The organism is Mycobacterium sp. NPDC050853, from assembly GCF_040653875.1.
GTDB lineage: Bacteria > Actinomycetota > Actinomycetes > Mycobacteriales > Mycobacteriaceae > Mycobacterium.
The window spans coordinates 71,008-88,886 of sequence record NZ_JBFAGW010000005.1 but is presented as its reverse complement, the minus strand read 5'-3'; the positions used below and the strand labels follow the sequence as shown (position 1 = coordinate 88,886).

General features: G+C 64.9%; 18 protein-coding genes and 1 other RNA gene. 10 read left to right on the top strand and 9 right to left on the bottom strand.

Annotation, left to right across the window (positions count from 1 at the left end; all coding sequences use genetic code 11):
* The first annotated feature begins 79 nt into the window (after positions 1-79).
* On the top strand, positions 80-925 hold the full coding sequence (panB, locus tag AB0H22_RS17390) for a 3-methyl-2-oxobutanoate hydroxymethyltransferase (protein ID WP_180751605.1): 846 nt from the start codon (positions 80-82) through the stop codon (positions 923-925).
* Positions 926-943: 18 nt separating this feature from the next.
* On the opposite strand, the gene AB0H22_RS17385 is transcribed toward panB, so the two are convergent.
* Complete coding sequence (locus AB0H22_RS17385) at positions 944-2,776, bottom strand: fatty acyl-AMP ligase (protein ID WP_180751483.1); 1,833 nt, start codon at positions 2,774-2,776, stop codon at positions 944-946.
* 269 nt (positions 2,777-3,045) lie between these two features.
* Here AB0H22_RS17385 and AB0H22_RS17380 point away from each other — a divergent pair, with 269 nt between their 5' ends.
* Positions 3,046-4,530, top strand: a complete 1,485-nt coding sequence (locus tag AB0H22_RS17380; RefSeq protein WP_180751484.1) for a CYTH and CHAD domain-containing protein — start codon at positions 3,046-3,048, stop codon at positions 4,528-4,530.
* Here AB0H22_RS17380 and AB0H22_RS17375 read toward each other — a convergent pair whose 3' ends face one another.
* Both AB0H22_RS17375 and rnpB read right to left on the bottom strand, forming a co-directional pair.
* The gene (locus AB0H22_RS17375) at positions 4,531-5,955 is read right to left on the bottom strand and encodes an RNB domain-containing ribonuclease (protein ID WP_358147658.1); all 1,425 of its coding nucleotides are present in this window, start codon (positions 5,953-5,955) and stop codon (positions 4,531-4,533) included.
* 20 nt (positions 5,956-5,975) lie between these two features.
* Positions 5,976-6,396: RNase P RNA component class A (rnpB, locus tag AB0H22_RS17370), an RNA gene on the bottom strand.
* A gap of 37 nt (positions 6,397-6,433) precedes the next feature.
* Between rnpB and AB0H22_RS17365 the strand changes: the two genes are divergently transcribed.
* Genes AB0H22_RS17365 through AB0H22_RS17330 form a run of 8 tightly spaced genes read left to right on the top strand, consistent with a single transcriptional unit; the run spans position 6,434 to position 11,790 of the window.
* Positions 6,434-6,817 (top strand): VOC family protein, encoded by a 384-nt coding sequence (locus AB0H22_RS17365; RefSeq protein WP_358147655.1) that lies wholly within the window; start codon positions 6,434-6,436, stop codon positions 6,815-6,817.
* Positions 6,814-7,254, top strand: coding sequence for a helix-turn-helix transcriptional regulator (locus AB0H22_RS17360; protein WP_180751487.1), 441 nt, complete (start codon positions 6,814-6,816; stop codon positions 7,252-7,254). The genes AB0H22_RS17365 and AB0H22_RS17360 overlap by 4 nt, the downstream gene beginning before the upstream one ends.
* Before the next feature lie 9 nt (positions 7,255-7,263).
* The gene (locus AB0H22_RS17355; RefSeq protein WP_180751488.1) at positions 7,264-7,683 is read left to right on the top strand and encodes a VOC family protein; all 420 of its coding nucleotides are present in this window, start codon (positions 7,264-7,266) and stop codon (positions 7,681-7,683) included.
* Positions 7,684-7,735: 52 nt separating this feature from the next.
* Entirely contained in the window at positions 7,736-8,656 is a 921-nt protein-coding gene (locus AB0H22_RS17350; protein ID WP_180751489.1) for a DUF4129 domain-containing protein, read from the top strand.
* A complete protein-coding gene (locus AB0H22_RS17345) occupies positions 8,653-9,138 on the top strand; it encodes a hypothetical protein (protein WP_180751490.1) in 486 nt (161 codons plus the stop codon). The genes AB0H22_RS17350 and AB0H22_RS17345 overlap by 4 nt, the downstream gene beginning before the upstream one ends.
* Positions 9,138-10,097, top strand: coding sequence for a MoxR family ATPase (locus tag AB0H22_RS17340; RefSeq protein ID WP_358147652.1), 960 nt, complete (start codon positions 9,138-9,140; stop codon positions 10,095-10,097). Before AB0H22_RS17345 ends, AB0H22_RS17340 begins: the two co-directional genes overlap by 1 nt.
* Complete coding sequence (locus tag AB0H22_RS17335) at positions 10,094-11,323, top strand: DUF58 domain-containing protein (RefSeq protein WP_358147650.1); 1,230 nt, start codon at positions 10,094-10,096, stop codon at positions 11,321-11,323. The genes AB0H22_RS17340 and AB0H22_RS17335 overlap by 4 nt, the downstream gene beginning before the upstream one ends.
* Entirely contained in the window at positions 11,320-11,790 is a 471-nt protein-coding gene (locus AB0H22_RS17330; RefSeq protein WP_358147647.1) for a hypothetical protein, read from the top strand. The genes AB0H22_RS17335 and AB0H22_RS17330 overlap by 4 nt, the downstream gene beginning before the upstream one ends.
* Here AB0H22_RS17330 and AB0H22_RS17325 read toward each other — a convergent pair.
* The 6 genes from AB0H22_RS17325 to cobC form a co-directional block, all read right to left on the bottom strand.
* Complete coding sequence (locus AB0H22_RS17325) at positions 11,757-12,956, bottom strand: DUF222 domain-containing protein (protein ID WP_358147645.1); 1,200 nt, start codon at positions 12,954-12,956, stop codon at positions 11,757-11,759. The two genes, AB0H22_RS17330 and AB0H22_RS17325, sit on opposite strands and share 34 nt — an antisense overlap.
* A gap of 116 nt (positions 12,957-13,072) precedes the next feature.
* Positions 13,073-13,867 (bottom strand): DUF2470 domain-containing protein, encoded by a 795-nt coding sequence (locus AB0H22_RS17320; protein WP_358147642.1) that lies wholly within the window; start codon positions 13,865-13,867, stop codon positions 13,073-13,075.
* Positions 13,868-13,876: 9 nt separating this feature from the next.
* Entirely contained in the window at positions 13,877-14,986 is a 1,110-nt protein-coding gene (locus AB0H22_RS17315; RefSeq protein WP_358147639.1) for a bifunctional RNase H/acid phosphatase, read from the bottom strand.
* Positions 14,983-15,705: a C4-type zinc ribbon domain-containing protein gene (locus AB0H22_RS17310; protein ID WP_358147637.1), complete on the bottom strand. Its 723-nt coding sequence runs from the start codon at positions 15,703-15,705 to the stop codon at positions 14,983-14,985. The genes AB0H22_RS17315 and AB0H22_RS17310 overlap by 4 nt, the downstream gene beginning before the upstream one ends.
* Entirely contained in the window at positions 15,702-16,847 is a 1,146-nt protein-coding gene (locus AB0H22_RS17305) for a Nif3-like dinuclear metal center hexameric protein (RefSeq protein WP_358147635.1), read from the bottom strand. The genes AB0H22_RS17310 and AB0H22_RS17305 overlap by 4 nt, the downstream gene beginning before the upstream one ends.
* A complete protein-coding gene (cobC, locus tag AB0H22_RS17300; protein ID WP_358147633.1) occupies positions 16,847-17,872 on the bottom strand; it encodes an Rv2231c family pyridoxal phosphate-dependent protein CobC in 1,026 nt (341 codons plus the stop codon). Before cobC ends, AB0H22_RS17305 begins: the two co-directional genes overlap by 1 nt.
* Positions 17,873-17,879: the final 7 nt, after the last annotated feature.

Sequence of the window (17,879 nt, the reverse complement as noted above, 5' to 3'; positions counted from 1 at the left end):
ACTGAAGATCGTTAGAAACCCAGGGACCCAGACGGGCCTTGAGGAATTCGATCGATGAGGTGACTCATTCATGTCCGAGATGTCCGAATCTGCCTTGTATGGCGCTGCTTCCGACACGGAGCGCAAACCCCGCGTTAAGACCCGCGCGCACCACTTGCAGAAGTGGAAGGCCGAGGGCCACAAGTGGTCGATGCTCACCGCGTACGACTACTCCACCGCCCGCGTATTCAACGATGCCGGGATTCCCGTTCTGCTGGTCGGGGATTCGGCCGCGAACGTGATCTACGGGTACGACACCACCGTGCCGATCACGGCCGACGAGCTGATTCCATTGGCGCGCGGTGTGGTTCGCGGCGCCACCGAGGCGCTGGTGATCGCCGACCTGCCCTTCGGTTCCTACGAAGGTGGCGCTGCTCAGGCTCTCGCAACGGCCACCCGCTTCATGAAAGAAGCCGGCGTGCATGCGGTGAAACTTGAAGGCGGAGAACGGGTTGCCGAGCAGATCGCCACGCTGACCGCCGCCGGGATTCCGGTGGTCGCGCATATCGGGTTCACCCCGCAGAGCGTGAACGGCCTTGGCGGATACCGGGTTCAGGGCCGCGATGACGCCGCCGAGCAGCTCGTCGCCGATGCAATCGCCGTGCAGGAGGCCGGTGCGATCGCCGTCGTGATGGAAATGGTGCCCGCGGACCTGGCAACGCAGATCACCGGCAAGCTCACCATCCCCACCGTGGGTATCGGCGCGGGCAAGGACTGCGATGCCCAAGTGCTGGTGTGGCAGGACATGGCCGGGATGACCAGCGGCAAGACCGCCAAGTTCGTCAGACAGTTCGGTCAGGTCGGCGCGGAGCTACGCAAGGCCGCCGAGCAGTATGCCGATGAGGTGGCTCGCGGCGTATTCCCCGCCCCCGAGCACTCGTACTGAAGTTCTTCGTCGGAAACTTTAGGCGCGCACGCCGAGCTTGCCGTCCAGATACTCCTGGCGGCACGCTCGGCGTGCAAGCTTTCCGCTGGTAGTGCGCGGTATCGCGCCCGCCTGAACCAACTGCACATCGGCAATGGGCAGGTTGTGGCGCCGTGAGACGGCAGCGCGAATGGCATCGACGATGGGCTCCGGATCGGCGCGACCCGCACCGGCGGCACGCTCGGCGACGATGACCAAGCGCTCCCCTGTCCCGTTGTCCTGGCCGACGCCGACAGGCAGCTCGTTCACGGGCGCCGAGAACGCCGCCACGAAACCATGCCGCACCGCGGCTGAGGCCTCCTCGACGGTGGCCTCGATGTCCTGTGGGTAATGGTTACGGCCGTCGATAATGACGAGGTCCTTGACTCGGCCGGTGATGTACAGCTCGCCGTCGAGGTAGACGCCCAGATCTCCGGTGCGGAACCAGGTGGCGCCGGGCTCGGTGTCACCGGCATGGCTGCTGTGGTCAAGCCGGGCCTGTAGCTTGTTGCGGAACGAGAAGTCGGTCTCCTTGGGCCTGCCCCAATAGCCGCGGCCGATGTTGTCGCCGTGCAGCCAGATCTCGCCGACTTCACCGTCGGGCAGCTCGGTGTCCGCGTTCGGGTTGACGATCACAGCCCACTGGCTGCGCGAAATCTTGCCGCAGGACACCTGTGGCACCGCGTTCTCGGCATCCGCGCTCACCCTGACCGCATGTCCGGCACCGAGCTGCTCGCGGTCAAGGTAGATCGCCGACGCCTCGGCGTCGGGGGCGATGGTGGAGACAAACAGCGTCGCCTCGGCCATGCCGTACGACGGTTTGATCGTGGTCGACGCCAATCCATACGGTTCAAACGCTTCGTTGAACTTGCGGATCGAGGCAATGCTCACCGGCTCGGAACCGTTGATCAACCCCGCCACATTGCTCAGGTCGAGGGTCTCCCCATCTTTGGGCAAGCCACGTTCGGCGGTGAGCTCGAAGGCAAAATTCGGGGCAGCTGCCAGGGTGCGGCCCAGCTTCGCCTCTGCCGCCAGTAGTTTGATCCACCGTCCAGGGCGACGTACGAAGGAGACCGGCGACATGAGGGTGACCCGGCCGCCACACAGCGGGAAGAAGGTCAATAACAAGCCCATGTCGTGATAGAGCGGCAGCCAGCTGACACAACGAGTGCTCTCGTCCAGGCCGAGGGACAAGATCATCTGCAACACGTTGGTCATCACCCCGCGGTGGGTGATCTCGACACCGGCAGGCACCCGGGTGGATCCGGAGGTGTATTGCAGGTACGCGATGTCGTCGGTATCCGGGGTCACCTTGACGTAGGTGTCGCCCACCGAATCGGGGACACTGTCGACGGCGAGCACACGCGGACGTCGGTCACGGGGCAGGCCACGCACGAACCGGCTGACGGATTCGGCCGCGGCGTTGTTGGTCAAGACGACGGTCGGCTCTGCGTCGGTGAGCACCGCGTCGAGCCGCTCGGAGTGACCGGGAAGTTCCGGAGCAAACAATGGGACCGCAATGTTTCCGGCCTCGATCGCCGCGAAAAAGCCGATGACGTACTCGATGCCCTGAGGGGCCAAGATCGCGACGCGGTCGCCGGGCTTGGTTACTTGCTGGAGTCTCGCCGCGACCGCGCGAGAGCGCTGGCCAAGCTGCGTCCAGTTGAGGTCGTTAGGTTCGCCATCGGAGTTCGTGTTGAAGTCCAGATAGCGGTAGGCAAAGGCATCGCCCAGCTCGCTGATGGCACGCTCAAGGTAGTAGTTGACGGTATAGCCATCCGGCAAGACGATTTCGCCCTTACCGTTCAGGTACTCCTCAACAAGTAACTTCATGGTGACCTCGGTCTAGCTGTGGATACGGCTGGCGTCCCATGAGGGGACGATACCGACCACAGAACACCAACACCCGGCACCACACGCGGTGCGCAACGAATATCGCGTTCCAAACCGATACCCCGACCTTATGAGAACCCTAAGAGAATCTTAGATTACCCCGTGACGAGTCGTGACCATTGTTTACCTGAATGTGGCACCGTGTCGCGTAATCGTCTCGCCCGCGCACCCGAGCATCCCGTCCCTTCGACCGTCAGGGCACACATTTCATGCCATCTCAACACGTCGAGGTCGAGCGAAAGTTCGACGTCACGGACGCGACGATCAATCCGTCATTCGACGGAATCTCCGCCGTCACTCATGTGGAGCAGCAGCCCCAGCAACATTTGGACGCCGTGTACTTTGACACACCCGACAAGCGGCTGGCTCAACATCGCATAACCTTGCGTCGCCGCACCGGCGGTACCGACGCGGGATGGCATGTGAAGCTGCCTGCGGGGCCGGATACCCGAACCGAGCTACGTCTGCCCCTCGAGAGTAATGACGCGGATTCCCTTGCAGTCCCGGAAGAACTGCGTGACACCGTGCTCGCGGTGGTGCGCGAGAACGAGTTGGCTCCTGTCGCACGTATCAGTACCGCCCGCACGGTGCTGATACTGATCGGCGCGGACGGTGAGCAGCTCGCGGAATTCTGCGATGACCACGTGACCGCGGCCCGGCTGGTGGGCCAGGACTCCGATGAGGAGGGCTCCGAGCAGAGCTGGCGGGAATGGGAGCTGGAGCTGTCGGTTTCCGGCGACACCGCACTGTTCGACCGGGTCACCGCACGCCTACTCGACGCCGGTGCGGCCCCTGCTGGCCATGGTTCCAAGCTGGCCCGGGTTCTTGACGTGCCCGAACGCGAGCGCCCCCAAGGAACCGACTCGATCCAGCGGGCACTGCTCGAACAGCTGGACCAGCTACAGGGCTGGGACCGCGCGGTCCGGGTGGACACCGATGATTCGGTGCACCAGATGCGCGTCACCATCCGGCGCATCCGCAGCCTGTTGCAGTCGAATCCAGAGCGCTTCGGCCTGGACACGAATCCCGAGCCGCTCGACGAGCTCCGTCTACTGGCTAACATCCTCGGGGTGGCGCGTGACGCCGAGGTGCTCGCACAGCGGTACGAATCTGCACTCGCCGAGATCCCCGAGGAGCTGATTCGCGGCCCGGTGCATGAACGGCTGGTGGATGCGGCCAGGGAGCGGTACGACAACGGATTACACCGGTCCCTCGCGGCGATGCGCAGTCATCGCTATTTCCGGCTGCTCGATTCCTTGGACACGCTGGTAGCTTCCGCGGGCCCGGCACCGGGCACCCATCATTCGGATGAGGGCGGCTCGCTCGATGCTGCGTACCGCAAGTTGCGCCGTGCGGCGCGGGCGGCGGCGCGCGCCGAGGGCGAGTATCGCGATGAGGCGTTGCACCGGATCCGCAAGTCGGCCAAGCGCCTGCGCTATGTGGCCAGCGCGGAGGGCGCCAAGCGAATCGCCCAAGCAGCCAAGGATATTCAGGAGCTGCTGGGTGAGCATCAGGACAGCGTGGTGAGCCGCACCTATGTGGCCACGCAGGCCGCCGAGGCGCACACCGCCGGTGAGGACACCTTCACGTACGGGGTGCTGTACCAGCGTGACCACGATGCGGCCGAATCCGCACGCCACCAGGTGGAGACGACGCTCAAGGCGCTCCGTAGGGCCGTGCGCTACAAGAAGTGATCAGCTGCCGTCGGCCGGAAAGCCGAAGAGCACGGTCCGGCTGTCCGGATCTGCTTCACGCAGGCTGAGTTTGGCCCGCTGGCCCTCGGGCGGATCGCCTTCGCAGCGGGCCAGGATTGGCGGATCGGTCACGAAAACCTCTGCGGGCCGCTTCTTTTCGGCACCCCGGAGCACCGCCGAATCAAAGGTCTGGCCCTTCTGCGGGGCGAGCACCGTGGCCTCGGTGAGGTCCACACAGGCCTTTTCCACCTTGTTGGCCAAGGTGTTCGAGCTCAGCAGCGACGATCTGGCGTCGGCAAGACCATCACGTGCCCATTGCGGGACCGGCGTGCCTGCGGATAGCGCCAGGCAGATTTCGGTGGCGAATCGATCCCCCAACCTGCGCAGTGGCGCGGTCACGTGTGCGTAGGGGGCGGCGATGCCCGCATGCTGGGCGGCCTGGTCATCCGGGCGGTTTCCGTCGAAGACCAGGTAGGAAGCACCCCGCAGGAGTGTGGTGGCTTGTGTCATCATCGCCAATGTGGTTGTGGCGCAGGGGTCCAACGCGGCGAGCTGCGACCCTATCGGAATGTCGTTTACCCAGGGCAGTCCGAGCGCGTCGGCGGTGCGACGCATCCACCGACGCGCATCACCGTCCGCGGGCGGCAGCGTGCGCAGAATGCCGACATCGCCGTCGAGCATGATCTGCGCCGCGCAGATCCCGGTGAGCAGGGATATTTGCGCGTTCCAGCCGTCGGTTTCGGTACGGGCCTCGATAGCGAGTTCCCACTCGCCACTGCGGCCGCGCACCACTTCCTGGGACGGGAGGTTCAGTTCGATAGCACCCCTGGCCAGTCCGAGATCTCTTCTCTTGCGGCCAAATTCAGCGAGTACGGCGATGGCGGGGTGCGAGTGTCCGGCGTCCGCGGCGTCCTGCGCTTCCCGGTAACTCAGCTGCTGCACCGATTTCACCAGGGCGCGCTGGACGCTCCAGTTGACCGGGTTGGCGTCGTCATCGGTTTCGATGCGCCATAGCGCGGCGGGTCGAATCTCGTTGGGCAGCAAGCTCGCCGAACCTTCGGAGAACACCGATGGGTGTAGCGGCACCGAACCGTCGGGCAGGTAAATGGTCTCGCCCCGTTGGCGTGCCTCGAGGTCCAACGCGCTGCCGGGTTCAACCTGCGCGGCGACATCGGCGATGGCGTAGTGCAGCACATAACCATTGGTGGTGCGTTCCAGGTGCAGGGCCTGATCGAGGTCGCGCGACCCGGGCGGGTCGATGGTGACCAGCCCCAGATCGGTGCGGTCGATGCGCTCACTGCGGTAACGGTCTACGGCCTGTTCGGCATCGCGCTGTACGTCGGAACCGAATTCGGCGGGAAGCGCGAACTCCGTACGGATGCCGTCGAAGCTGAGGTCGCGGGCGACCAGTCGCTTCAACGTCACCACGTCAGGGTAGTGCGAGGCGGGCGAGTTGGCCTGTAAGCCGGATCCTGTTCCACGCAGCCACGGGCTAGCCGCGGCCGCGTAGCGGCGACCATCCATCTGGGCACACCGTCGCCGGGTACCTCAAGCGGCCTACCCGGAAGTTCGGGCGAGCAGCCCTCGAACACTTCCGCAGCTGTGCAAGCACAGCCTTTTGGCCTTGCTTCGGGTGGGGTTTACCGAGCCGAACCGGTCACCCGGTCCGCTGGTGCGCTCTTACCGCACCGTTTCACCCTTACCACCGCTGACTCCCGAAAGACTCAGTGGTGGCGGTCTGTTTTCTGTGGCACTGTCCCGCGAGTCACCTCGGATTGCCGTTAGCAATCACCCTGCTCTGTGAAGTCCGGACTTTCCTCGTGTCGCGGGATATCTCCCGCAACGCGCAGCCGCCCGGCCAACTCGTCCGCGCGGTCATCTTACTCGTGACAAGCTCATCACCATGACGACAACGGCTCGGCTGGGCGCAATATCGATCGACTGTTCCGATCCAGCGGCGCTGGCCGGGTTCTACCAGCAGGTTCTTGACCTGGAGATTTTGTTCGAGAGCCCGGATATGGTCGCCTTGAAGGGCGCAGCCGTATTGCTGACGTTCCAGCGGGTGGCCGACCATCAGCCGCCGCAGTGGCCAGCAGGTGCGGTGCCGAAACAACTACACCTCGAGCTGGCAGCCGCAGACCTGGATGCCGAAGAGGCGCGCATCCTCGGCCTCGGCGCCACCAAGGCCGAAGTTCAACCCAATTCTGCCGGCTGGCGGGTGCTGATCGACCCGGCCGGTCACCCATTCTGCATCACCAACCTCATCCCAGAGGGCACCTATTCATGACTCAGGCGCCGCCGGCGCGATATCTACTCCGGGCCAAGGACCTGGTGGATTCGCGGTACGCCGATGACATCACCGTCACGGATCTGGCCACGGCCGCGGGGCTGTCCCGCGCACACTTCAGCCGAATGTTCAGTCGGACGTTCGGAGAGTCGCCGCACGCGTATCTGCAATCGCGACGGCTGGAGCGGGCGGCCGCGCTACTGCGGTACACCGATCACTCCGTTGCCGATATCTGTGTGGAGGTCGGCCTGCGCAGCGTCGGGTCATTTACCTCGACATTCACCCGCACCTTCGGTGTGTCCCCCACCGTCTATCGGGCGAGCATGCCGCCCGCGTCGACCTATGCCCGAGTGCCCGGCTGCATCCTGCGCATGCGCACCAGGCCGGATATGAAAACAGCACATATGGAGAAGACGGATGCCCTCGTGCGGCTCTAGCGTGGGCGCATGGCGAAAATCGGCAGTGTGCAATTGTGGGTTCACGACCAGGAGGCCGCGCTGGCGTTCTGGACGGAAAAGGTTGGCTTTGAAGTCCGTTCGGATGTGAGCATGCCGGAGCTGGGCGACTTCCGTTGGCTGGCGGTGGGTCCGCCCGGACAGCCCGATGTGGACATTGTGTTGATGGCGGTGCCCGGTGAACCGGTGATGGATGAGCCGACCCGCCAGTCGGTGCTCGACCTGGCCGCCAAGGGATTCGCGGGCACCGTGTTTCTCACCACCGATGATTGCAAGAAGTCCTACGAGGAGATGTCGGCGCGCGGCCTCGAATTCGCCGAGAAGCCCGAAACACGGCCCTACGGAATAGATTCGGCGTTCCGCGACCCATCCGGCAATCACATCCGAATGGTGGAGCGCAGCATTTACTAGCTCCTTCTCGAGATCTAGGGACTGAATGGTCGTCGTCGTGCAACGATGAGGCATGAACGGTGCCAACAGGCCGCTCATTCGAGTGGCCGGGCTCATCGTCCTTGTCGCGCTATCGGTCGTCGCCCTGCGCAGCTATCTGCCGGACGCGAAGGCACTCCCTCAACCCGAACAACCTCGGGATGAGGTTCACTCAATAGCCTTGCAGCTCTTGCTATGTGGTGCCCTATCCATTCTCATACTGCTGAGCCTTCGTCGGCGACGCCAGCAGCCAGCGCTCGCCGCGGGCCCGTCGTATTTGCGGTTGCGGGGTCTGAGCCGACGCGAAGCGATCATCGCCCTCGTGGGCACGCTTCTCCTGGTCGGCGCGCTCTGGACGTCGCTCTATCTGACCAGGCCAACGGGGGAAAATCCCGTGCGGGAGCCGGCCTCAAGTACCTCGGAACCGAGGCGGGCAGATAGCACCGAGCCGCGTCAGGCCCCACGCGCCAAACCCGAACGGGAGCAGCCCGACACGCCACTGTTGATCCTCGGCGCGGTGTTGGTCGGTATGGCCGTCATGGTCCTTGTGTTGAGGGGGCGCGCGCCGGACGCCGCCGTCGGCGGCATTGCTCAATCCGCGGCACCCGAAGGCGCTGATACGACGTCCGGATCCCTGGCCCATCTCGTTGAGCTCGGCCTCGCTGAGGTCGCCGAACCGGGGCGCGATCCGCGCGCATCGATCATTGCGTGTTACGCGGCAATGGAGCAGGGACTCACCGCGGCACCCGATGCGGCACCACTCGCGTCAGACACCCCATCGGAAGTCTTGCAGCGGGCAGTCCATATCGGTGCACTCCAGTCCCACGCGGGCACACAGCTTGTCTCACTCTTCTCGGAAGCTCGATTCAGCCCGCACCAGATGACCCAAACCGACCGCGAATCCGCCGCGCGGTGGCTGCAAACCGTGTTGGACGACCTTCGGAGCAGACAGTGAAATGGCTGGTGCCGGCCGCGCTGCTGCTGGTGATCGTGACCGAGGCGAGTGTGGCTGCGACCCCGCTGCGCGCGCTCACCCTTCCGGTCACCGGCGTTGTTGTGGCCGTCGCGCTGTACTTGCTGTGGACGCAGGTGCGAATCCCACCTGACCCCAAGCCCTTGGACGCGCTAGGCCCCCAGGCGGATGAGACGTTGCAGCGATGGCTTGCCCGCGCCGAGGCGAGGATCAGTTGGGCCGAACGGACCCGTGGCGATTGGGATCGGCACCTGCGTCCGCTCATCGCGGCGGACTTCCAGACGGCGGCGGGTCAGCGCCAGTCCAAAGATCGAGCTGCGCTCGCCGCGACCGGTCGCATGACATTTGGCCCCGAGTTATGGCTCTGGGTCGATCCGAATGGCGCGTCGTACGCGGACCGCGCTGATCCCGCTCCCGGCCGCGCGGTACTGCAGTCGATACTCGAACGATTGGAACAGATGTGATGACACTTCCGGTCACCGTCGCGACCCAGCACGCGGATGCGGTACTGAACGAGATCGGACGTGTGGTTGTCGGCAAACGCGATGCGTTACAACTCATTCTGCTGACCATCCTCGCGCGCGGTCATGTGCTCATCGAGGATCTGCCGGGCCTGGGCAAGACGTTGATCGCCCGGTCGTTCGCGGCCGCCCTGGGTCTGGATTTCGCCCGGGTGCAATTCACTCCCGATCTGTTGCCCGCGGATCTGCTGGGTTCCACGATCTACGACATGTCGTCCGGGCTGTTCGAATTCCGGACCGGGCCGATCTTCACGAACCTCCTACTGGCGGACGAAATCAACCGAACCCCACCCAAGACGCAGTCGGCACTGCTTGAAGCGATGGCAGAGGGGCAGGTCAGCATCGACGGTGAAACTCGCAGGCTGCCAACACCGTTCGTTGTGTTGGCAACGGATAATCCGATTGAGTACGAGGGAACCTATCCGTTACCGGAGGCTCAGCTTGACCGATTCGCGGTCCGGCTCGAACTGGGTTACCTCACCGAGGACCTTGAGATCGAAATGCTGCAGCGTCGATTGACGCGGGGATCAGCGCAGCAGACGGTGTCGCAAGTGGTCGCCGCCGAAGACCTCATCATGATGCGAGAGGCGGTCGAACAGGTTTCGGTGCATCCGGACGTCCTTCGCTACGTCGTCGCCCTGGCCGCGGCGACGCGCAATCACTCGCATGTCGAGGTTGGTGCCAGCCCGCGCGCCGAGCTCGACCTGGTGCAGATGTCACGGGCCCGAGCCATGCTGTTGGGGCGTGACTTCGTGATCCCCGAGGATGTCAAGGCACTGGCAGTGCCCGCGGTGGCGCACCGCATCAGTCTGCGCCCCGAGATGTGGGTGCGCCGCATCACCGGCGCGCATGTGGTCGACGAGCTGCTCCATCGGCTGCCGGTACCGCGAGCATCCGGATGATCGGTTGGCGCGCTTCCCCGCTGGTATCGGCACTGGCCGCCTGCACCGCCGTCGCGCTGGTGCTCGCGGTAATCGCCGGGCGGTGGCAGCTGATCCTCTTCGCGTCGCCGTTCCTCGGCATCCTCGTCGGCGCCGCCAGAAAGCCTGCGGAGGCCCGGGTATGGGCGTCGGATATGCCAAGTCCATTGCGGTGCTTGGAGTCTGAGACGGTGACCTTCACCGCATCGGTCGAGTCGAGCGATGCGGCCGTGGTCTACCGGCTGCGACCCGTGCACATCGATGGTCTGCAGATCACGGTGGACGAGGCGACCGCGCCCAACCAGGTGACGATGCATGTGTCGGCCCCGCGATGGGGCCGGTACACCATTGCGGTTGAGGTTCATACGATGTCGACATCCGGGCTCTGGGTTGGCGCTCCGATCCCGCTTTCTGTCGCCGAGTTGCGTGTGTATCCATCCGCGGACCCGCAGGATGTCGCGCTACCACCTGCCGAGCTACCCGATCGAATCGGCACACATCTGACGAGACACCATGGGTCTGGCGTCGAGTACGCGGATATCCGTGAGTATGTCCCGGGCGACTCTCTGCGGACGGTCAATTGGCGAGTCAGCGCGCGACGGGGACGCTTACATGTCACCGACCGGCTCACGGACCGCGCAGCCGATCTCGTTGTTCTCATCGACGCCTATCCGCAGCCGTTGGGCCCGGCGACCACGGCGACCGAGCGATCCGCGCGCGGTGCGGCGCAGCTCGTGCAGTCGGTGTTGCAGCGCGGCGACCGCGCGGGCGTTGTCGTGTTGGGCAGTGCACCGCGGTGGCTTTCTCCTGATATAGGCCGTCACCAGTTCTACCGCGTGCTTGATGCCATTCTCGATGCCGGAGAGTGGCATTCGCAAAGCCCCAGCGCGCTTGCCCCACGTGCAGCGATGCCGCCCAACTCGATCGTCGTGGCATTTTCCACCCTTTTGAATGCCGATTTCGGCCTTGCGCTTACCGACCTTCGGCGACGCGGGCACCCCGTCCTGGTGGTTGATGTGCTCGATCGCTTGCCATTTCGTGTAGAACCAGATCCGATCGTCGCGCGTTGGTGGCGGTTGGAGCGCTCGCGGATGTACCGCAACATCGCCGTGACGGGTGTCGATGTGATCGCCTGGAGCCAGGACGCCGGACTCAACCACGCGATGCATCTCATACCGCAGCGCCAACGAATCGGACGGCGCAGATGAACGTACGCGCGATAGTCGCTGCCGCTCTCGGCCTCTTGATGGTGACAGCAGCGGTCGGTGGGATCACAAAATATGCTGTACCGGTATCGGTTTGCGCGACGGTCTTGGTTCTCGCCGGTCTTCGGTTTCGGATAGCCGCGATACTCGCGGTGCTATCGGCCATCGGTGCATTGGCGCTGGGTAACACTCCCGCAGTGTTGGCAACGCTCTCCGGCCTCGCGGCCGCGACCTATCTGCTCACCGCCTATCCCCTGCACTTGCCCTCCGCCGTCATTGCCGTCAGAAATGAGGTGATCATTCCCGCGCTGCTGTTCGCATGCGCGGCATTGCTCGCCACAGCACTACCCGTGCAGGGACAGTCCTGGCTGCCGTTCATCGTGCCGGTCACGGTCGTACTTATCTATGTCGTCGCCGTGTGGCCATTTACCCGGATCTACCCAGGCAGTGGTGGCGCCGTGGACCGATAGACGGTTCCCGTCGGTGTCGTGATCTCGACGGTGTGCCGATCCGGACCGAGCACAGACGTTGCGTTCCAACCCGGCGCCTCTTTGACGTAGTTGCATCGCTCGCAGAGGCCTTGACCGTTGTCGAATGAGGTCGCCCCACCCCGTGCACTCCCGACGACATGATCGTGGTGGCGAATCGGAACGTCACAGTACGGTGTGCGGCAGGTTTGGTCGCGGAGGTCGATCAGCTCGGCCAATCCCTTGGGGAACAGGCGACTTCGCGAATCTGAGGTCACCAAGGCACCCGTGCCACAGCATCGATACAACCGCCGCGCGAGGACCTTCGCACCGGCGCTGACGGCATCGGAAATGAGCCTGCGCGCCACTCCCGCAGGGACAGGTCCGTGACCCGCGATAGTGGCGGGCTCGACACCCCCGCCAAGTAGGGCCTCATCGGAGATCGTGATGTTCACGCCGATGGGCACAGCCTCGGCGGTTGATACGCCGGTCACCCGTTCCACCAGGGTGTCGGCCATGATCTGCCCTTGGCCGCGAACAGGATCCATTGATGTATCGGCGGCCCGTTTGAGAGCCGCGTACACAGCCACTCCCTGTTTCACCGGCAGCAGTGCCGTCAGGTAGGTCATGGTGTCGGGTGCAGGACGGATGGATACTCGGCGTTCACTCTCCGCTCGACGTGCACGGCGCACCACGGCCTCGGCATCCAGCCGATAGGCCAGGCGTTTCGCCTCTGCGGTGAGCCTGGCATCGCCCATTCCGTGCAGCCACGCCACGTCCGCGCACATCTCGACGTCGATCTTCTGCCGGTCCTCGACGACGAGGTAGGCGGTTTCGCGCACCAGAATCGTCGCGCGCCATTCGTTGAGCGCGCCGCACTCCAATGCCGCGAGCGTGTGAGGCATCTCGTGGACGAGCGCCTTCGCGAAGCCGAGGTGACGGCTGCCACGGGCCGGCGAATCCTGCCGCGCCAAGGCCACCTCCGCGGCTACTCCCATCCCCTGCCGACGCCGAGGCACTCCCTTGGCGGCCTCATCCGCACGGCGGGCACGGTCGAGCAGCACCGTGGCATGAGCTTGCTCCGCGGCGGCCGCGGCCTTCATCCGCTCTAGCTCGGCGATTCGGTCGACGAGCCGGGCCGCCTCGGCAGCTGGATCGGTGGGGAACATGCCATCACGTTACTAGAACGTACGTTCGAGTAACGATCGGATCATGCTGTTATCCACAGCCATTCGAGCAATCGTCAAGTTATCCACAATCTCACTGATTGGCGGAAACCAACGCCCTAACGTGCTAGCTGCGCCAGCTGCACCGTGGCGAGCCGTAGGTCGTCGATCGAATCAATCGGATCGACGTATCCGACTCGGGTCACCGCCCACCCCCGCGGAGTGCTCACCCTGATGTCCAACCCGTACCGGTCCGCCCGCTCACAGCGCGCCGCGGTAGCGTCCGGATATCCGCCCAGTCGTTGCGCCATATCGAGCAGCGCCTGCCCATGGTCATCGTTGAGGTGACTAATGGCACCGGCGGCGTTGGTGGAGACGGGATCCGATGAGGCCGAATGATATTCGGAACCACTTGTCGAGTCCATGCGGCCATAGCCACCAACCCAACGCACTCGGTCAACCGCCAGGAGCCAGACGGTGAAGTCGCTGTACTCGATGTAGTAACGAGCGGCCGGCACCGCGGCGATATGCGCCTCTCGCGCCGCGGGTAACTCTTCCGGACTCGGCTGGCGCACCGCCCCGGCGAGGGTGATCCGGGTATTGGCGAGCGGGTCCTCGGGCGGGTTGGGCGCCACGATCGAAACACTTGCCCTGGCATCACGCATCAGGTTGCGGCCGTGCTCGGCCATTCGCGAGACGCACAGCACCGGATCCCCGTCCAGCAGCCCGTAGGTGACCAGCGAAGCCCAGGGGTCACCCTCGGCGGACAGAGTCGCAAGCGTCGCGATGTTCGTGGACGCCGCGACGGTTCGGGCCTCCTCGGCGGCCGATGGTCTAGCCGGATTGGCAACGTCTGTCAGGGGTGGGGCGATGGTGGGCGCATCGCCCGGATCGCCGTGATCGCGAGAGGCCATGGCGACAGCCTAAGTCAAGTACGACGTCTCGTTCATCAGTCGGACCGATGCCGGCCCGTCCGAATAGAACTCGGCGATGCTCAGCGAGGCCAAATCCAGGTGCAGCCGGTATAACAGACTGGGCCCGGCGTCGAGCGCCAGGCGCAGCAGCGTCTTGATGGGCGTGACATGCGAGACCACCAAAACCGTTGCGCCACCGTGCTCGGCGATAATCCGGTTGCGGGCCCGCCGCACCCGGTGGTGCACGGTGTCGAAGCTCTCCCCTTCTGGCGGAGTCACCGAGGTATCGCTGAGCCAGCGGCCGTGCAGCTCCGGATCACGCTCGGCCGCTTCGGAGAACGTCAAACCCTCCCATGTACCGAAGTCTGTTTCGATCAGATCGTCATCGACGGTGTATGGAACCCCAAGCGCATCGGCGGCCGCGGCCGCAGTCTCGCGGGCGCGACTCAATGGTGAGCTGATGACGGCCGAGATGCCGCCGCGGCCTGCGAGGTATCGCGCTGCCATTGCGGCCTGCTCGCGACCAAGTTCAGTCAGCTCGGGGTTTCCGCGTCCCGAGTAGCGGCGCTGCACCGAAAGTTCCGTCTGCCCATGGCGTAACAACAGCATCCGGGTGGGCTTGCCGCGCGCCCCGGTCCAGCCCGGTGCGGTATCAGCCGGCTTGGCCTTGGGCTCTGCGGCTTCCTTGGGCTTCTTCGGCTGCTTTGGTTCGATGCCGCTGGCGCGGTCCATCGCCTCGTTGGCCAGCCGGTCGGCGTGCTTATTGCGTTCTCGCGGAATCCACTTGTAATTGACCGATTCGAACTGCATGGCCGCAGTGACGGCCTGCCGGTACAAAGTGATCAGGTCGGGATGCTTGACCTTCCACCTGCCGGACATCTGCTCGACAACGAGCTTGGAGTCCATCGAGACGCTCACCTCGGTGGCGCCGAGCCGTGCCGCCTCGGCGAGTCCCGCTATCAGACCGCGGTATTCGGCCACATTGTTAGTCGCGTGACCGATCGCCTCGCACGCCTCCCCCAATACCGTCTCGTGATCCGGGGCGAACACCACCGTGCCATACCCGGCCAATCCCGGATTACCACGCGAACCACCATCAGCCTCGACAAGAACCTTCACAGACGTACCAGGACCGCGCCGCACTCGGGGCACCGCAGTACCTCGTCTGCGTCGGCCGTCGAGATCCGTGCCAGCTCACCGCGATCCAGCTCAATGCGGCAGGCGCCACACTTATTGCCCTGTAGCAATCCCGCGCCCGGAGCACCCGAACGACGTTGGCGTTCATAGGTTTCCAGCAACGGACCATCAATTGAGGCCATCAGACCGTCACGTCGCTGTCGGGAACGGTTTTCCTCGGCGTCTATGTCGATGTCGACCGCACGCTGGATCCGTTCGATTTCCGCGATCCTCTCGGCGACCTTGTCGGCATTCGCCTGTGCCGAGACCTGTTGAGCCTGGAGCTCCTCACGGCGCTCCATCAACTCCAGTTCGGAATCCTCCAGGCTGGACTGGCGACGCTCCAGGGTGTCGAGCTCATGCTGAATCTCAGTGAGTTCCTTCGGGTTCACACTCCCCGAGGCCAACAACGAGCGGTCCCGATCCTCCCGCTGCCGAACAGCGGTCACCTCGGCGTCCAGCTTGGCCACCTTGGCATCCAGGTCCTCCAGCGCGAGGCCGAGTGCACCCACCTCGTCGAGAATGGGCCGCTGCTGCGCCTGCAACTCCTCGCGTTCCTGACGTTCCGACGGATTCGCCCGCCGGTGCGCGATGCGCGTCAGTTCGGCGTCCACCGAGGCCAAATCGACCAGTAGACGTTGTTGCGCTGCAACGGCTTTCATACTGTTACTTCCTTCTCTGGGCCACCCAGCGTCCACGGGTCGGTACGTATCGGTGATATCCGGGTCGTGAGCTTCTCCGCGAATTCGGCGTCGAGCACCCGTGCCGCCTGCGCACACCACGGAAACTCGCTGGCCCAGTGGGCTACGTCGACCAGGGCAACACTACTTGCCCGGGCATGCTCGTCGGCGGGATGGTGCCGCAGGTCCGCGGTGACATACGCGTCAACCCCCGATCCGACGGCAGTGCTCAACAAAGAGTCACCCGCGCCGCCGCAGACGGCGACGGTCTCGATCACCGCATCCGGATCGCCTGCCGCTCGGGTTCCCCACACGGTTTCGGGAAGCGCGGCGCCGACACGGGATACGAAGTCACTTAGGGGCTCCGGTGTAGTCAGCACACCCACGCGGCCCAGACCCGTACCTGCCGGTGCGGGGGCCATCGGCAGCACGTCGATGGCGGGTTCCTCGTAAGGATGGGCGGCCCGGATCGCGGCGAACAGCCCGCACCGCAATCGCGACGGGGCAACCATTTCCACCCTGTCCTCGACGACATGCTCCACTACACCATGCGTGCCGATGGTCGGATCGGAACCCTCCAACGGCCGGAACTGGCCGGTGCCCGTGACACTCCACGAGCAGTCGGAGTAGTCGCGGATGTGACCTGCCCCGGCATCGAACATCGCGCGGCGCACCGCATCCGCGGATGCGATGGGCACAAACACCACCCACTTGTCATAGGCGGCGAGCTGCGGCGACAGTACCGAGGTCACCGTCAGCCCGAGGGCCTCGGCAAGGGCGTCGGATACACCGGGGCTCGCCGAGTCCGCGTTGGTGTGCGCGGTGAAGAGCGCGCCGCCCGACCGGATGAGACGATGGATCAGGGCGCCCTTCGGCGTACTGGCTGCCACCGTGTCCACACCGCGCAGCAGCAGCGGGTGATGCGCCAACAGTAGATGCGAACCGGTTGCAGCGCTGTCCATCTCGTCGAGCACTGACGCCGTCGCATCGACGGCGATGGTCACCGTATCGATCTGCTGGTCGGGGTCGCCGCAGACCAAGCCCACCGAATCCCAGGATTCGGCAAGCGCCGGCGGATACGCTCCGTCGAGCACGCCGATGATGTCCGCGAGCCGCACACCCACTAGAGAATCTCCTTCATCGCTTGCACCAGCTCCGGCCATTCGGATCGCACCGCGACCCGCAGATAGTTCCCATCCAGACCCACGAAGGTGTCGCAGCGGCGGACAGCGATGTTCTTCATCGCCAGGTGTTTGCGCATCAGCTCCGCATCGGGCACAGCCACCAGCAGGAACGGCGCGGATCCCGCGGTGACAGCCAACCCCAATCCACATAGGGCCTCGGCCTGCCGCTGCCGTGTGTCGACGAGACGCTCCGTGTCCAGCGCTGCGTGCGCCACCGCCTCTGGGGTGTTGCAGGCCGCAAGGGCTTCGAGTTGCATTGTGCCCAAAGGCCAATGCGCGCGCCCATGCGCAAGCCTTCGCAACACCTCGGGATCACCCACCGCATAGCCGGCGCGCAATCCGGCGAGCGCCCACGTCTTGGTCAGGCTGCGCAGCACCACAAGGCCGGACAACCGCAGTGACGCCAACGACTCCGGCTCGCCGGGCACAGCATCCATGAAGGCCTCGTCGATCACCAGGATCCGTCCAGGGCGACCCAGCGCCAGCAGGTCCTCGCGACAGTGCAGCACCGAGGTCGGATTGGTGGGGTTACCGATGACCACTAGATCGGCGTCCTCGGGCACGGCCGCGGAATCGATCGCAAACGGTGGCGGCAACACCACATGGTCGATCGGGATACCGGCCTCGGCGAGGACGGCCTCAGGCTCGGTGAAGCCCGGCGCGAACACCGCCGCCCGCCGCGGATTCAGGCGGGGCAGCATCGCGAAGCCCTCGGCGGCTCCGGCCAGCAGCAGCACCTCATCGATCGGGCGGTCGTGACGGTCGGCGATCGCGCAGATGGCGCGTTCCTCGTCGGCGCGGCGCGGGTAACTGCCCAACTCGTCGAGGCGGGACGCGAGCCGTTCACGCAGCCACGGTGGCGGCACGGCAGCGCGCACATTCACAGCGAAGTCCAGGACGCCGGGAGTCAGCGCCTGGTCGCCGTGGTAGCGCACTGCTCGGCTACCTGTCCCGTGCCCATTCATGTCTCGA

What these genes read in the sequence shown, in the direction of transcription:
- panB (WP_180751605.1), top strand. Translation starts at nt 80, where the DNA reads ATGTCCGAATCTGCCTTGTATGGCGCTGCTTCCGACACGGAGCGCAAA.
- AB0H22_RS17385 (WP_180751483.1), bottom strand. Translation starts at nt 2,776, where the DNA reads ATGAAGTTACTTGTTGAGGAGTACCTGAACGGTAAGGGCGAAATCGTC.
- AB0H22_RS17380 (WP_180751484.1), top strand. Translation starts at nt 3,046, where the DNA reads ATGCCATCTCAACACGTCGAGGTCGAGCGAAAGTTCGACGTCACGGAC.
- AB0H22_RS17365 (WP_358147655.1), top strand. Translation starts at nt 6,434, where the DNA reads ATGACGACAACGGCTCGGCTGGGCGCAATATCGATCGACTGTTCCGAT.
- AB0H22_RS17360 (WP_180751487.1), top strand. Translation starts at nt 6,814, where the DNA reads ATGACTCAGGCGCCGCCGGCGCGATATCTACTCCGGGCCAAGGACCTG.
- AB0H22_RS17355 (WP_180751488.1), top strand. Translation starts at nt 7,264, where the DNA reads ATGGCGAAAATCGGCAGTGTGCAATTGTGGGTTCACGACCAGGAGGCC.
- AB0H22_RS17350 (WP_180751489.1), top strand. Translation starts at nt 7,736, where the DNA reads ATGAACGGTGCCAACAGGCCGCTCATTCGAGTGGCCGGGCTCATCGTC.
- AB0H22_RS17340 (WP_358147652.1), top strand. Translation starts at nt 9,138, where the DNA reads ATGACACTTCCGGTCACCGTCGCGACCCAGCACGCGGATGCGGTACTG.
- AB0H22_RS17335 (WP_358147650.1), top strand. Translation starts at nt 10,094, where the DNA reads ATGATCGGTTGGCGCGCTTCCCCGCTGGTATCGGCACTGGCCGCCTGC.
- AB0H22_RS17330 (WP_358147647.1), top strand. Translation starts at nt 11,320, where the DNA reads ATGAACGTACGCGCGATAGTCGCTGCCGCTCTCGGCCTCTTGATGGTG.
- AB0H22_RS17325 (WP_358147645.1), bottom strand. Translation starts at nt 12,956, where the DNA reads ATGTTCCCCACCGATCCAGCTGCCGAGGCGGCCCGGCTCGTCGACCGA.
- AB0H22_RS17320 (WP_358147642.1), bottom strand. Translation starts at nt 13,867, where the DNA reads ATGGCCTCTCGCGATCACGGCGATCCGGGCGATGCGCCCACCATCGCC.
- AB0H22_RS17310 (WP_358147637.1), bottom strand. Translation starts at nt 15,705, where the DNA reads ATGAAAGCCGTTGCAGCGCAACAACGTCTACTGGTCGATTTGGCCTCG.
- cobC (WP_358147633.1), bottom strand. Translation starts at nt 17,872, where the DNA reads ATGAATGGGCACGGGACAGGTAGCCGAGCAGTGCGCTACCACGGCGAC.